The organism is Halorubrum tropicale, from assembly GCF_001280455.1.
Taxonomy (GTDB): domain Archaea; phylum Halobacteriota; class Halobacteria; order Halobacteriales; family Haloferacaceae; genus Halorubrum; species Halorubrum tropicale.
In genome coordinates this window covers 187,582-202,606 of record NZ_LIST01000003.1, presented here as the reverse complement: position 1 = coordinate 202,606, position 15,025 = coordinate 187,582, and the positions used below count along the sequence as shown (strand labels likewise).

The 15,025-nt window shown below is 72.8% G+C and carries 11 protein-coding genes; 6 read left to right on the top strand and 5 right to left on the bottom strand.

Features of this window, described 5'->3' with window-relative positions:
• Positions 1-64: 64 nt before the first annotated feature.
• From AMR74_RS08770 to AMR74_RS08750, 5 genes are all read left to right on the top strand, one after another.
• Positions 65-859 carry a helix-turn-helix domain-containing protein gene (locus AMR74_RS08770; RefSeq protein WP_053771692.1) on the top strand — a complete coding sequence of 265 codons (795 nt, stop codon included), beginning with the start codon at positions 65-67 and terminating at the stop codon, positions 857-859.
• A gap of 92 nt (positions 860-951) precedes the next feature.
• The gene (locus AMR74_RS08765; RefSeq protein WP_053771691.1) at positions 952-1,377 is read left to right on the top strand and encodes a cupredoxin domain-containing protein; all 426 of its coding nucleotides are present in this window, start codon (positions 952-954) and stop codon (positions 1,375-1,377) included.
• A 139-nt stretch (positions 1,378-1,516) separates the two neighbouring features.
• On the top strand, positions 1,517-2,353 hold the full coding sequence (locus AMR74_RS08760) for a sulfite exporter TauE/SafE family protein (RefSeq protein ID WP_053771690.1): 837 nt from the start codon (positions 1,517-1,519) through the stop codon (positions 2,351-2,353).
• A gap of 1 nt (position 2,354) precedes the next feature.
• Positions 2,355-4,901 (top strand): heavy metal translocating P-type ATPase, encoded by a 2,547-nt coding sequence (locus AMR74_RS08755; RefSeq protein WP_053771689.1) that lies wholly within the window; start codon positions 2,355-2,357, stop codon positions 4,899-4,901.
• A gap of 142 nt (positions 4,902-5,043) precedes the next feature.
• Complete coding sequence (locus AMR74_RS08750) at positions 5,044-5,829, top strand: aldo/keto reductase (RefSeq protein ID WP_053771963.1); 786 nt, start codon at positions 5,044-5,046, stop codon at positions 5,827-5,829.
• Between the two features lie 30 nt (positions 5,830-5,859).
• Here the strand turns inward: AMR74_RS08750 and AMR74_RS08745 are convergent, their stop codons facing one another.
• On the bottom strand, positions 5,860-7,305 hold the full coding sequence (locus AMR74_RS08745) for a PAS domain-containing sensor histidine kinase (RefSeq protein ID WP_053771688.1): 1,446 nt from the start codon (positions 7,303-7,305) through the stop codon (positions 5,860-5,862).
• Positions 7,306-7,391: 86 nt separating this feature from the next.
• Complete coding sequence (locus AMR74_RS08740) at positions 7,392-9,197, bottom strand: S9 family peptidase (RefSeq protein WP_053771687.1); 1,806 nt, start codon at positions 9,195-9,197, stop codon at positions 7,392-7,394.
• A gap of 142 nt (positions 9,198-9,339) precedes the next feature.
• Between AMR74_RS08740 and AMR74_RS08735 the strand changes: the two genes are divergently transcribed.
• Entirely contained in the window at positions 9,340-10,389 is a 1,050-nt protein-coding gene (locus tag AMR74_RS08735; RefSeq protein ID WP_053771686.1) for a glycosyltransferase, read from the top strand.
• A gap of 39 nt (positions 10,390-10,428) precedes the next feature.
• On the opposite strand, the gene AMR74_RS08730 is transcribed toward AMR74_RS08735, so the two are convergent.
• The 3 genes from AMR74_RS08730 to ppsA all read right to left on the bottom strand — a co-directional run bounded on the left by AMR74_RS08730 (position 10,429) and on the right by ppsA (position 14,731).
• Positions 10,429-11,067 (bottom strand): halocyanin domain-containing protein, encoded by a 639-nt coding sequence (locus AMR74_RS08730; protein WP_053771685.1) that lies wholly within the window; start codon positions 11,065-11,067, stop codon positions 10,429-10,431.
• Between the two features lie 96 nt (positions 11,068-11,163).
• Positions 11,164-12,258 carry a tyrosine decarboxylase MfnA gene (gene mfnA / locus AMR74_RS08725; protein WP_053771684.1) on the bottom strand — a complete coding sequence of 365 codons (1,095 nt, stop codon included), beginning with the start codon at positions 12,256-12,258 and terminating at the stop codon, positions 11,164-11,166.
• A 76-nt stretch (positions 12,259-12,334) separates the two neighbouring features.
• The gene (gene ppsA, locus AMR74_RS08720; protein ID WP_053771683.1) at positions 12,335-14,731 is read right to left on the bottom strand and encodes a phosphoenolpyruvate synthase; all 2,397 of its coding nucleotides are present in this window, start codon (positions 14,729-14,731) and stop codon (positions 12,335-12,337) included.
• Between the last annotated feature and the right edge of the window lie 294 nt (positions 14,732-15,025).

Sequence of the window (15,025 nt, the reverse complement as noted above, 5' to 3'; positions counted from 1 at the left end):
GAGCCGCCGCGACGCGTACTCGTTCGGCTTCCTTTTTTTCCGGCTTCGGGCACAGGATCGATACATGGAACGGCGGTCGCGGTCGTCGGACGGCGGCTCCGCCGACAGCCCAGATACCGCCGACAGCCCCGGTACCGCCGGCCACCCCGGTTCCGACGGTCTCGCGCGCTCTGGGGCCGCGCGGAGCGGGTCCGACGCGTCCCGAGCCGCCGACCGGTCCGGGGCCGGCGGTCGCGGCGGCGCCGGAGTCCGCGTCGAGGTGGTCGTTCACGACCCGAGCCCCGCGCCGGTGGCGGCGGCGCTCCCGCCGGGCGCGGTCGCGGAGGACGTCGACCGCGTCCGGGTCGACGGGGCGGTCGTCTCGCAGTTCCGCGCCGACCGCGCGGTCGACGCGGAGCTCGTCTTCGACGGCGGCGACGAGTTCGTCTACCGCTGCCGCAGCCGCGCGGCGGGCCAGTTCCCGTCCGACGCCGTCGAGTCGCTCGGCTACCCCGTCTCGTCGGTCACGGTCCGCACGGCGCCGGACCGCGTCCGGCTCCGGCTGTCGCTGCCCGCGGCCGACCCGCTCGGCGACGTGATCGACGCGCTGGAGGCGACCGGCGGCTCGGTCCGGCTCGAACGGCTCACCAGCTCCGGCGGCGCCGACACCCGGTCCGACCCCGTCGTGGTCGACCTGGGGCGGCTCACGGAGCGCCAGCGCGAGGTGGTCCGGACCGCCCAGCGGCTCGGCTACTTCGAACACCCCCGCGAGGCGAGCGCGACGGAGGTGGCCGACGCCATCGGCATCGCTCGCGCGACGTTCTCGGAGCACCTCGCGGCGGCGCAGCGCCGCGTCTTCGACGACCTCGTCGGCGGGTGAGCCCCGCCGCGAACGGCTCCGCGGGGACGGATCCGTTCCCACGCGGCGGGGTCGACCGCGGTATTGAAACCCCTCAGGCGCTCAGGTAAGGTATGTATCGCAGACGGTTCCTTCGACGGACCGGCGGCGTCGCGAGCGCCGCGGCCGCCGTGGGCCTCGCCGGGTGCGCCGGCGTCGGCGGCGAGCCGGACTACGACGTCGGAATGCTCGCCGCCGCGTACCAGCCGCGAGAGGTCACGGTCTCGGTCGGCGACACCGTCGTCTGGAAGAACACGAGCGCGCGGGCCCACACCGTCACCGCGACGGACGGCGGGATCCCCGACGACGCCGAGTTCTTCGCCTCGGGCGGCTTCGACGACTACGACGCCGCGCTGTCGGCGTGGCAGTCCGACTTCGGCGGGCGACTGGAGAACGGCGACCGGTACGAGCACACGTTCACCGTCCCCGGGACCTACGAGTACGTCTGTATCCCCCACCGCGAGGGCGGCATGTTCGGCACCGTCGTCGTGGAGGAGTGATCGGCGTGATCAGCGTCGATGCCGCCCGCCGACCGTCGCTCCGTCCCGCCGCCGACCGCCGCACCGCGCCCCGCTCGGCCGACCCCCGGCAGCGAAACCCATTCACGCCCGCGCACCGAACGGGAGGTGACTGACTCGCATGGCCCTCTCGCCGCTCCTCGGGACCGACGTGCTGCTGTTCGCCGCCATCGGACTGCTCGGCGGAGCCCACTGTATCGGCATGTGCGGCCCGCTCGTCACCGTCTACGCGAGCCGGATGGACGCCGACGGCGGGCGGACGGACGGCGGCGAGCCGAGCGCGGCCGGCGTCGCCGGCGCGGAGGCCGGCCGCGAGGGGCACCTGACGACCTACGAGGTGCGCCAGCACGCGCTGTTCAACCTCGGGCGGGCCGCGAGCTACGCGGCGATCGGAACCCTCCTCGGCGCGCTCGGCGGCGCGGTCCTCGTCACGACGGCGACGCTGACCGGCGCCGCGACGGCGGTCCGCGGCGGGGTCGGGCTCCTCGTCGGCGCGGCCGTGATCGCCGTCGGCGTCCGGTACCTCCTCGGCGGCGCGACCGGCGGCGTCCACCTCCCCGGGCTCGAACGCGTCACGGGCTGGCTCACGGGGCACGTCGACCGCCTCGCGAACGGGCCGGGGATCGTCGCGCTCGGCGCGGTCCACGGGCTGCTCCCCTGTCCGATCCTCTATCCCGCGTACCTGTACGCCCTCGCGAGCGGCTCCGCGGTCGCGGGCGGGGTCGCGCTCGGCGCCCTCGGGCTCGGGACGATCCCCGCCGTCTTCGCCTACGGGACGCTGATCGAGAGCGTCGACCCGGCCCACCGCCGCCGGATCCACCGGCTGTTGGGCCTCGCGTTCGTCGCGCTCGGCTACGTGCTGTTCGCGCACGGGCTGATGTCGGTCGGGATCCACGTGCCCCACCCGCGGCTCCCGTTCTGGAACCCGCTCGACGCCGGGATGATGGGAGGGATGTGAGATGAGCGCGACCGAGGGCGCCGCGGGCGCGCGCGACGACCCCGCCGCCTGTACCCTCTGCGAGCTCCCGACCGAGGGTGTCGACGTGACCGACGACGAGGAGAACCGCTTCTGCTGTACCGGCTGCCGGGACGTGTACGGCGCCCTCGGGGACGCCGACGTGGACGCCGACGCGGTCCGAGAGCGGCGACGGGCGCGGGACGGTGCCGCGGGCGACGAGACGGACGCCGACGGCGACCGCGACGTGCCCGACGGCCACGAGGCGGCGTTCCTCGAGGTGGACGGGATGCACTGCGCGACCTGCGAGGCGTTCATCGAGACGGTCGCGACCGACGCCGACGGCGTCAGCGGCGCGAGCGCGAGCTACGTCACCGACACGGTGCGGATCGACCACGACCCGGACGCCGTCACGATCGACGACCTCACCGAGACGGTGAGCGGGCTCGGGTACAGCGCGTACGCCCGCGACGACGCCTTCTCCAGGCGGCAGGCGAGCAACATGGCGACGGCGCGGCTCGCGGCGGGCGTCCTCGTCGGGATGGCGGTGATGCTGCAGTACATCGTCCTCATCTACCCGACGTACTTCGCGTTCCCGTTCTACGACGAGCGCACGCTGACGTACCTCGACGAGGCGATGGCCTCGACCTCGGGCACGTACTTCTTCATCGTCATCGGCGTCCTCACCACCATCGTCCTCTTCTTCACCGGGAAGCCGATCCTCCGCGGCGCGTACGTCAGCGCGAAGACGCGCTCGCCGAACATGGACCTCCTGGTCGCCATCGCCGCGGTGAGCGCGTACCTCTACAGCACGCTCGCGGTGATCTTCGTCGAGTCGCCCTCGATATACTACGACGTAACCGTCGCGATCGTCGTCATCGTCACGGTCGGGAACCACTACGAGGACTCGGTGAAGGACCGGGCGACGGCGCTCCTCTCCGAGGTCACCGCGGTCCAGGTCGACGACGCGCGGCGGCTGACCGGCGACGGCGAGACGGAGTCCGTCGCCGTCGACGCGCTCGAACCGGGCGACCGGCTCCTCGTCCGGGCCGGCGAGCGGGTCCCCGTGGACGGCGAGGCGGTCGACGGCGACGCCGCGGTCGACGAGTCCGTCGTCACCGGCGAGTCGCTGGCGGTCCGGAAGGTCGCCGGCGACCCGGTCGTCGGCGGCTCCGTCGTCGCGGACGGCTCGCTCACGGTCGCGGTCGGGCCGGACGCGGCCTCCAGCCTCGACCGCGTCGCCGAGCTCGTCTACGACCTCCAGAGCGGGAACCACGGCGTCCAGAAGCTCGCGGACCGGCTCGCGACCGTGTTCGTCCCGGCGGTCCTCGTCATCGCCGCGGTCGCCGCCGGGGCGTCGCTCGCGCTCGGCGGCGCCCCCACCGACGCGATGCTCGTCGGACTGACGGTGCTGATCGTCTCGTGTCCCTGCGCGCTCGGGCTGGCGACCCCGCTCGCCGTCGCCGCCGGGATCCGCGACGCGCTCGAACGCAACGTCGTCGTCTTCGACGACACCGTCTTCGAGCGGATCCGCGACGCGGACACGGTCGTCTTCGACAAGACCGGCACGCTGACGACCGGCGAGATGCGGCCGATCGAGCGGCAGGTCGACGACGACCTGCTCCGGCTCGCGGCCGCCCTCGAATCGCGGTCCGCGCACCCGGTCGGGCAGGCCATCGCGGCGGCGCGGTCCGCGGCGGACGCGGCCGAGGCCGGTCCCGGCGAGGCGGGCGACGAGGGCGCGACGCCGGCGGTCGCCGACGGCGGGGCCGCGGCGGCGGTGGGCGAGTCCGGAGACGGGGGCGACGCTCCCGCGGTCGAGTCCTTCGAGAGCCACGCCCGCGGCGTCTCCGGCGTCGTCGACGGCGTCGAGGTCGTCGTCGGCCATCCGGCCCTGTTCGACGAGCGGGGCTGGACCGTCCCCGACGAGGTCCGCGAGGCGGTCGCGGCCGCGCGCGACGTGGGGCGCGTCCCGGTCGCCGTCGGCCGCGACGGCGCCGCGGAGGGGTTCGTGGTGGTCGGCGACGAGCTGCGCGAGGGCTGGGAGGAGACGGTGACCGCGCTCGACGAGTCGGGCGTCGAGGTGATCGTGCTCACCGGCGACGACGAGCGCGCCGCGACGGTCTTCGCGGAGCACGACGCCGTCTCGTCGGTGTTCGCCGGCGTGCCGCCGGAGGGGAAGGCCGAGGCCGTCGGGCGGCTGAAGCGGCGCGGCGTCACCGTGATGGTCGGCGACGGCACGAACGACGCGCCGGCGCTCGCGGCGGCCGACCTCGGGATCGCGCTCGGCGGCGGCACCGCGATGGCGGCCGACGCCGCCGACGTGGCGATCGTCGACGACGAACTCGGCTCCGTGGCGACCGTCTTCGAGCTCGCGCGGGCGGCGGGCCGGCGCGTGAAGGGGAACATCGGCTGGGCGTTCTGCTACAACGCGGTCGCCATCCCGCTGGCGGCGACCGGCCTGCTGAACCCCCTCTTCGCCGCCGTCGCGATGGGCGCGTCGAGCCTGCTCGTGGTGACGAACTCCTCGCGGGCGCTGCTCGACGACTGACCCGCCGACACGACTCGCGGCGGCGCCTCGCGCCGCGACCCGGCCGCGCCCGCCCCTACCGCAAGCGACTTTCGGCTCACGCGAGTAGTCGGGTGCGATGACCGATCAACAGCAGCAGCCCGCGGTCCCGACCCGGAACGGCATGCCCGTCCTCGGGCTCGGCACGTGGGAGAACGACGAGCCAGCCCAGTGCACCGAGTCGGTCGCGAACGCGCTCGACGCCGGCTACCGCCACGTCGACACCGCCCAGATCTACGGCAACGAGGCGGCCGTCGGCGAGGGGATCGCGGAGAGCGACGTCGACCGCGAGGACGTCTTCCTCGCGTCGAAGGTGTGGATCGACAACCTCGCGCCCGCCGACGTGGCCGCGTCGACCCGCGAGAGCCTCGACACGCTCGGGGTCGACTCGGTCGACCTCATGTACGTCCACTGGCCGGCCGGGGAGTACGAGCCCGAAGAGACGCTGCCGGCGTTCGCCGAGCTGCGCGACGACGGCCTCATCGACCGCATCGGCGTCTCCAACTTCGAGCCGGAACACCTCGACGCCGCGGCGGACGCGCTCGGCGAGGCGCCGTTCGCGAACCAGGTCGAGATGCACCCGCTGCTCCGCCAGGAGGAGCTCCGCGAGTACGCCGACGCCAACGGCGTCGAGCTGGTCGCCTACTCGCCGCTCGCGCGCGGCGAGGTCCTCGACGACCCGGCGATCGTCGACATCGCGGAGAAGCACGGCGTCAGCGCTGCGCAGGTGAGCCTCGCGTGGCTCCGCGAGTCCGGCGTCACGGCCATCCCGAAGGCGACCGGGATCGACCACATCCGCGACAACCTCGCCAGCGTCGACCTCGACCTCGACGACGAGGACGTCGCGGCGATCGACGACCTCGGCCGCACCGACCGCCAGCTCAACCCCGACTTCGGGCCGGACTGGTAACCGCCGGCCCGCGTTCGCGCGGACCGCCGCTCACTCCGCCGCGCGCGGCAGCGACACCGTGATCCTGTTGCCGCGGTCGTCGCCCGCAGCGCCGCGTTCACCGGGTTCGCCGGCCTCCGTATCGACCTCCGTGCCGACCGCGACCGACACGCTCCCGTTCGACAGCTCCACGCTCCAGTAGACGAGCCAGAAGCCGAGCCCGCTGCTGTGGTACACGCAGCTCATCTCGTGGTCGCCGGTGAGCACGTCGGCCTCGATGGCCGGGATCGGTCGGAGGTCGTCCTCGACGACGAGCTCGGCGCCCCCCTCGGTGCGGCGGAGGCGCACCGTCACCGTCGGACTCCCGTCGTCCGCGTGCTGGAACGGGTTCTCTAAGAGCTCGATCACCGCCGAGCGGAGCTCGCAGCGCCCGTCGACGACGACCGCGTCGAGCTCCCCGACCGCGATCGACCCCTCCGGATACCGCTCGCGGACGGTCTCGACGGCCTCCTCGACCACGCTCCGGAGGTCGATCGCGTCGGTCTCCCGCTGGTCGGTGATGAGCTCGATCACCTCCCGCTCCTTCCGTGCGGTGTCGAGGAGGCTCTCGCCGACCCGCCGGATCACCGCCGTGTGTGCCGCCGACTCGGGGACCTCGTCTTCGAGCTCCTCGACCGCCCCGAGGACGATGTTGAGGTCGTTCCGGAGGTTGTGGCGCAGGAGGTTGTCCATCACGACGAGCTGGCGCTCGCGCCGCCGCCGGTCCGTGACGTCCTTCGCGAACCCCGTGATCCGGACGACCTCGCCGTCCTCGACGATCGGCTCGCCCTGGACCCAGACCCACCGCTTGTAGTTCTCCGCGGCGTTTACTCGGTACTCCATGTCGACCGATTCGCCCGCGGAGAGCCGTTCCATCGACTCCCTCACGGCGGGGCGGTCCTCGGGGTGGACCGCGTCGAGGAACGTCGCGGGGTCGCCGCGGAGCTCGTCGAGCGAGGCCCCGTACATCTCCTCGTACGCCGGGTTCGCGAAGAGCAGCTCCGACCACTCGGCGTCGAACATCCAGAGCACGTCGCTTGAGACCGCGGCGATCTCCCGGAGGTGCGCGGTCGCCTCCTCGCGCTCGCGCTCGGCCGCCACGCGGTCGGTGATGTCCCGCGAGCTGACGACGAACCCGTCGAGCTCCCCGTCTGTGAGGTTCGACATGCGGCTCTCCAGCCACACCCACGAGCCGTCCTCGGCCCGGTGGCGGTACTCCGCCGTGACTTCCGTGAACTCGTCGGTCCGGATCGCCCCCTCGAAGGTGCGCCGAACGGCTTCTCGCTCGTCGGGGTGGATGTACCCGAAGGCGTTCGTCCCGACGAGCTCGTCCGGCTCGAACCCGAGGATCTCCTCCGCGGCCGCGTTGACGTACGTGTACTCGCCGTCGACGCTCAACAGGGCGACCTTGTCCTGCGCCTGGTCGAGCAGTAGCTCGTACGGCTCGGAGGCACTCATTCTCCCCATGTTCGTCGGCGAGCCCGTATAACCGTCACGGCCGTTCGACGGCGGTGAAGACGCGGGGGAGCGACCGCGCGGTCCGGTCAGACGTGTTCGGCGAGGAAGTCGACGATCTCGCGGTACGCCTCGATCCGGTTGTCGAGCTTCGCGAACCCGTGCCCCTCGTCCTCGAAGATCAGCTTCCGGACCGGCACGCCCTGCTCGCGGGCCTCCTCGACGATCTGTTCGGCCTCGCCGACGGGCACCCGCGGGTCGTTCTCGCCGTGGAGGACGAAGAGGGGGGCCTCGATCCGCTCGATGTTGTTGATCGGCGAGACGGACTCGAGGAACTCGCGGTCCCCGTCGAGCGAGCCGTACTCGGCCTCGCGCAGCGAGCGGCGCCAGTCGCCGGTGTTCTCGAGGAACGTGACGAAGTTCGCGATGCCGACGATGTCGACGCCCGCGGCCCACAGCTCCGGGTACTCCGTCAGCGACGCGAGCACCATGAAGCCGCCGTAGGAGCCGCCCATCGCGACGACGCGGTCCGGGTCGACCTCGGGGTGGTCGTGGAGCCACCCGACGCCCTCGCGGACGTCCTTCACCGAGTCCATCCGGTTCTCCACGTCGTCGAGCCCGGAGTACGCCTTCCCGTACCCCGAGGAGCCGCGGACGTTCGGCTCGAAGACCGCGTACCCGTTGTTCAGCAGGTACTGGGTGACCGAGGCGAAGGAGGGCCGCCGCTGCGACTCCGGCCCGCCGTGGATGTCGACGACGACCGGGTAGCCCGACTCCGGCGGCTCCGTCTCAGGCACGGAGAAGAACGCGGGGATCTCCCGCCCGTCGAAGGTGGGGTAGTGGACCAGCTCGCGCTCGACGAACGTGTCCGCGGGGATGCCGGCGGTCGAGGCGCGCGTCCACCGCTCCGCCTCGCCGGTGGTCGCCTCGACGACGAAGACGTTCGCGTTGTGCGTGCTGCCCGTCGACGTGACGGCGAACCGATCGCCGTCGGGCCCGAAGCTCACGCCGCCCGCGACGCCCCTCGGGAGCTCCGGCGTCGGGAACTCGTCGATCCGGTCGGGCGCGACGAGCTCGCCGGCGGTGAGCTCGGTGTAGCCGTCGACGTTCCGGGAGTAGACGAGCCGGCGGGTGTCCTCGTCTATCGCGACGCCGTCGACGTTCCACTCGCCGCCGTCCGCGACGACGGCGAACTCGTCGGTCTCCAAGTCGAGCCGCTCCAAGCGGAGCGTGTCGGTCTCGCGGTCGGTGACGAGGTACACGCCCTCGCCGCCGGGCCCCCACTCCGGGCTGCTGTACCGCACGTCGCCCTCGTGGGGCGTGTGGTGGGTCAGGTCGCCGGTCGACAGGTCGAGGGTGTACACGTCGTGGTCGAACGACGAGTGCGCCTCGTGGACGATCAGCCGGTCGTCGCTCGGCGACCACCCGGCGACGGAGAGCCAGCCGTCGCCCTCGTACACCAGCTCGGCGTCGTCGCCCGTCTCGTCGCGCCCCTGGACGTACACGTCGAAGACGGCCTCGTCGCGGCGGTTCGAAGCGAACGCGAACCGGTCGCCGGCCGAGTCCCAGCCGCCCCACCGGTGCTTCGCCTCCGGCATGTCGGTGAGGTTCTCGATCGCGCCGGACTCGTAGTCGAGCCGGTACAGCTGCGCGCGCTCGTTGCCGCCCTCGTCCATGCCGAAGACGGCCTCGGAGCGCTCCGGGGAGGAGTCGACGAAGGAGACGGACTCCTCGAAGAAGGTGTGCTGTTCGGGCCACGACTCCGGCTCGCGGAGCGACCACACCTGCCCCGTGCCGGTCGTGTTGAGGAGGAAGGACAGCCGTCCGTCGGGGCCGAGGTCCGCGCCGCCCGCGTTCCGCACGTTGAGGTAGCGCTCGATGTCGTACTGTCGCATGCGGACCCGTACCGCGCGCGGCGTGAAACCGCTTCGGGTGACGGAACCCCGGGCGAGGGGAGGCCGGTCCGGTCGCCGTCAGCGCGTCGTCTCCCGACCGGATGCCGTGTCTTTTTACCGGCGCCCCCCGTGCGGTCGGCGTATGCGCGTCGCGTTCGCCTCGCTCTTCGCTCCCGGACACGGGGAGACTCCGCCGCGAACGCGGACCCTGCGGACCGCCCGCGGCCTCGCCGCCCGCGGCCACGAGGTCGTCTGGCTCTGCGCCCGGTGGTGGGGCGGCGACGTCGACGCCTTCGACGAGGACGGGATCGAGTACCGGTCGGTCACCGCGGAGCCCGCGCCCGGGGCCTTCGCCGCGCGGCTGCCGGGCGCGGTCCGCCGCGTCGACCCCGACGTGGTCCACGCGGTCAACAGCCCGCCGACGCCGGCGCTCGCCGCCACGGTGGCCGGGTCGCTCTCGCGGGTCCCGGTCGTCGTCGACTGGTGGCGCGACCACCCCGCCGACGCCCGCCGCTGGTACCGGCCGCTCGCCCGGCGCGCCGACGCGGTGACGACGCCCTCGCGGACGACCAAGACGCGCGTCCGCGAACACGGCGCCGACGGCGACGACGTGCGAGTGCTCCCGGAGAGCATCGACTTCGACGCCGTCGAGTCCGCGGGCGTTGACGACCGGTTCGACGCGGTGTACTCGCGGCGGCTCGACCGCCACGCCAACGTCGAGACGTTCCTCCTCGGGCTCGCCGAGCTGCGCGGCCGCGACTGGACGGCGGCGGTGATCGGCGACGGGCCCGAGCGCGGCCGGATCGAGGCGACCGCGAGCGACCTCCGGATCGACGACCGGGTCGAGTTCCTCGGCGACCTCCCGACCGAGGAGCGGGTCCCGATATTCAAGGGGACGCACGTCGCCGTCGCGACCGCGACGTGGGAGACGTTCGCGACCGACCTGCTGTGGGCGGTCGCCTGCGGCTGCGTCGCCCTCGTCGAGTACCAGGCCGACTCCAGCGCCCACGAGCTCGTCGAGGGGCGCGAGCGCGGGCGGCTCGTGACGAGCCCGGCCGAGCTGGCCGACGAGTTCGTCGCGGTCGGGGACCTCGACCGCCGCGCCGTCGACCGCGAGTTCGCCTCGTTCGACCACGACGCCGTGGTCGACCGCTACGTGGCGCTGTACGAGGACGTCGTCGACGGGGAGTGAGTCGCCGCGAGGGCGGCGCAAAGGGTCTGTCGCCGGCCGCTACGCCTGCTCGCGGCCGGTGATCGTGCCGCCGTACTTCATGAAGACGAACGCCAGGCCAAGCGTGCTCACCATCGCGATGAACGTCGCGATGCCGAGCGCGCGCGCGGCGTCCGGGACGAACACCGCGTTCGAGCCGCTGTCACCGCCCACCTCGACGGTGGCGACGTCCTCGCCGACGGCGAGGCCGGCGTGCATGCCGACCGCGGTGTGGGGGACGCAGTGGTAGTGGGTGATGCCGGCGTCCTCGCTCGACGTCTCGTACTCGTAGGTGGCACCTTCCTCGCCGACGGGGTCGCCGCTGTCGAGGCTGGCCGGGCCGCCGCCGTCGACCGTCTTGACGTTGTGCGAGCCCCCGGCGCCCGTCCACTCCCAGGTGATCGTCGTCCCCTCGTCGACCCACACGAGGGTCGGGTCGAACGCGAGGCCCTGGTCGCCGGCGCCGACCGAGATGGTCACCGAGTCCTGGCCGCGGGCGTCGGTGTACGAGCCCACGTTCCCGACGGCGGCGCTCGGCCAGTCGGGTTCCACTTCCTGTGCCGCCGCCGTCCCCGCCGTCGCCGTCGCCGCGCCGGCGGCGGCCGTCGCACCGGCGGCCGTCCGCATGAACGCGCGCCGAGAGACGTCGTCCGAACTCATACGAGGCGGTTCGTGGTGGCCCGTAGTGAATATGTTGATCCGAACGCGGCGCGAGCGATCGCCCCGGACCGGTCGCTCGACCGGTCGCTCGGCCGGTTACCGGCGAATCCGGTCGAGGTCGTCGAGGAACGCCCGCAGCGTCGACCGCGTCACGTGCGGCATACACACCACGCGGAGCTCGCCCGCCCCGGTCCGCGACACCTTCCAGCCGGCGTCGCGGAGCGCGGCGAACGTCGGTTCGGGCACGTCGGCCGCGACGAGCGGGAGCTCGGGCTCGACCACGTCGTACCCGCGGTCGGCGAGCCCCTCCGCGAGCCAGTCGGCGTTGTCGGCCGCGCGCTCGGCCGCCTCGCGGTAGCCGTCGGGCCACAGCGCGTCCATCGCGGCGACGGCGCCGGCGACGCCCGCGCCGCTCCGCGTCCCGGTCAGCGTCGCCTGCGACCGCGTCTCTAAGTAGGGCGTGTCGACCGCGAGCGCGTCGAGCGCGGCGTCCTCGCGGGCCAGCAACCCCCCCGACGGGACCGGCGCCTGCCCGAACTTGTGGGGGTCGATCGTCAGCGTGTCGACCGGCGCGTCGGCGAACGACCAGTCGCGGTCGGTGAACGGGAGGACGAACCCACCCCACGCCGCGTCGACGTGAAGCCGCGCCCCCGCCTCGTCAGCGATCGCTGCCAGCTCCGGGATCGGATCGACGCGGCCGTACTCCGTGCTGCCTGCGACGCCGACGACGAGCGCGGTGGTGTCGTCGACCGCGGCCGCGACGGCGTCGGTGTCCGCGCGGTAGCCGTCGTCGAGGGGGACCGTCCGCAGCTCCACGTCGAGCAGCGCCGCCGCCTTCGTGAACGAGAAGTGCGCGCTCTCGGGCGCGACGACGTTGACCGCTGCCGCGTCGCGTCCGCCCTCGCTCCCGCGGTGCCGGTTCCGCGCGGACCGCACCGCCTGGATGTTCGCCTCGGTGCCGCCGGAGGTGACGTACCCCGCGGCGTCGGCCGGCGCCGGGTGGTCCGCGAGCCTCGCGAGCCCCTCGACCGCCCGCGCCTCCAGCTCCGCGACCGACTCGTAGGTGGCGGGGTCGCCGGGGTTCGTCGCGAGGAACCGCTCGGCGGCCGCGCTGGCGTCCGGGTGCGGCTCGGTACACATCGAGGAGAGCACCCGGTCGAACGACTGCGGCTCCGGTTCCGGCTGTCGCATCTGCCTTCCCGTTGCCGGGGGCGGCTCTTACCCGTTCCGCTCTCGGATGCGTCCGAGGGAATCCCCGCTGGCGGCCTCAGCGGACCGAATCCAGCAGGAGCCGCTGTTCGGTCCGCTTCACCTCGTGTTGGACGTCCCGGACCGCGTCGATGTTCGCCGAGATGGAGGAGACCCCCTTCTCGACGAGGAACTCGACCATCTCGGGCTTCGAGCCGGCCTGCCCGCAGATGCTGGTGTCGACGCCGAGCTCCCGGCACGCCTCGACGGTGTCGCCGATGAGCCGCAACACGGCCGGGTGGAGCTCGTCGAACCGGTCGGCGACGTGCTCGTTGTTGCGGTCGACCGCGAGCGTGTACTGCGTGAGGTCGTTGGTGCCGAAGGAGGCGAAGTCGATGCCGGCGTTCGCCAGCTCCTCGATCTGGAGCGCGCTGGCGGGCGTCTCGACCATCACGCCCCAGCGGTGCGTCTCGGGGTCGATCCCGGCCTCGCGCATGTGTGCCGTGATCCCCTCCACGTCGGCCGCGTCGTTGACGAGGGGGAACATCACCTCCAGGTTGTCGTACCCCATGTCGTAGAGGCGCGCGAACGCGGCCAGCTCCTGGCGGAACGGCTCCGACTTGTCGAGGCTCCGCCGGATCCCCCGCCAGCCGAGCATCGGGTTGTGTTCGGCCGGCTCGCCCTCGCCGCCCTCCAGTTCGCGGAACTCGTCGGTCGGCGCGTCGATGGTGCGCACGCGGACCGGGCGGGGGTAGAACTCGTCGGCGACGCGCCGGACGCCCTCGATGAGCTCGTCCTGGTACGCGCGGGCGCCGCGGTCGGCGATGTACCGCTCGGGCGTCTTCCCGAGCGAGAGCACCATGTGTTCGATCCGGAGCAGGCCGACGCCGTCGGCGCCCGTCGCCGCGGCGCGCTCGGCCGCCTCCGGGATCGAGACGTTCACCTTCACCTCCGTCGCCGTCATCGGTTTGACGGGCGTCTCGGGACGCGCGGCCTCCACCGGCTCGAACTCCTCGCCGGGCTCGGCCGACTCGGACTCGCCGGCCCGGATCGTCCCCTTGTCGCCGTCGAGGGTGACCTGCCGGCCGTCCTCGAGGACCCGCGTCCCGTTGCCGGTACCGACGACCGCGGGGACGCCGAGCTCGCGGGAGATGATCGCCGCGTGGCTCGTCATCCCGCCCTCGTCGGTGACGATGCCGGCGGCGCGTTTCATCGCGGGCACCATGTCCGGCATCGTCATCTCCGTCACCATCACGTCGCCCTCCTGGACCTGATCGAGGTGGTCGAGCTTGTGGACGATCCGGACGGCGCCGGAGACGACCCCCGGGCTCGCGCCGAGCCCGTCGACGAGCACGTCCGCGTCGTCGTCGCCGTTCGAGGCGGTCCCGCGGTCGGGGCCGTCGTCCGTCACCCTCCCGTCGCCGTTCGAGGCGGTCCCGCGGTCGGGGCCGTCGTCCGTCACCCTCCCGTCGCCGTCCGCGGTTGCCGCGCCGGCCTCGTCCGCGCCCGCTTCGCCGCCGGCGTCCTCGCGGATCGTCGTGATCGGGCGCGACTGGAGCATGTATATCTCGCCGTCGTAGATCGCCCACTCGACGTCCTGGGGAGCGCCGTAGTGGGACTCGACGCGCTCGCCGAGCTCGACGAGGTCACCGATCTCCGCGTCGGAGAGGACCCGCTCGTGTCGGCGCTCCTCCTCGACGTCGAGCTGGACCGTCTCGCCGGTCTCCGCGTCCTTCACCATCTCGACCTTCTTGTCCGCGACGGTTACCTTGTCGACCGCGCCGCGCTCGCGGTCGTACACGTAGTTGTCGGGCGAGACGGTGCCGGAGACGACCGCCTCCCCGAGCCCCCACGCCGCCTCGATGGTGACCTGCGGCTCGCCCGTCGAGGGGTGGCTGGTGAACATCACGCCGGACTTCTCGGCGTCGACCATCCGCTGGACGACGACCGCGATGTCGACCTCCGAGTGCGGGAACCCGCGCTGCTGTCGGTAGTAGATAGCGCGCTGCGTGAAAAGCGAGGCCCAACACTCTTTCACGCGCCGCAGGAGGTCCTCCTCGCGGACGTTGAGGAACGTCTCCTGCTGTCCGGCGAACGAGGAGTCGGGCAGGTCCTCGGCGGTGGCCGAGGAGCGCACGGCGACGAACGCCTCCTCGCCGTCCTCGCCCATCGCCCGGTACCGGTCGAGGATCTCCTCGCGCACCGGCTCGGGGAACGGCGTGCCGAGGATCAGCTCCTCCGCGCGCTCCTCCGCCTCGCGGAGCGCCGCGGAGTCCTCGGGGTCGACGTCGACCGCCTCGAACAGCTCGTCGTCGATCCCGGCCTCCTCGATGAACGTGCGGTACGTCCCCGCGGTGACGGCGAACCCCGGCGGAACCGGGAGCCCCGCACCGATGAGTTCCCCGAGCGACGCGGCCTTCCCGCCGACGGTCCCGACGTCGTCGGCATCGACGTCCTCCAGCAAGCGTACTGCCATTCGTGTGTCCGGAGGATCCGCGAGCCGACGTATGAAGCTTCCGGCAGCCGCACCGATGAATAAAAGATTACTCGCCGCCGAGTTATCACCGCGAGTCGGAGTGGACACCCCGAATCGCTGAGCAGCGGCTTCAGTTCGGAACTCCTTCGGCGGTGACTGCGGCAATCCCGGTCACAGCCTCCCAGATCCGGACATGGATACTTCGCTGCTCACACGTTACCTCCGGTCCTTCTATCCCCCTGCCCGCACTCGTTGGGCGACCACGTGAACGGACGAGCGCTACACGGGAGTCCG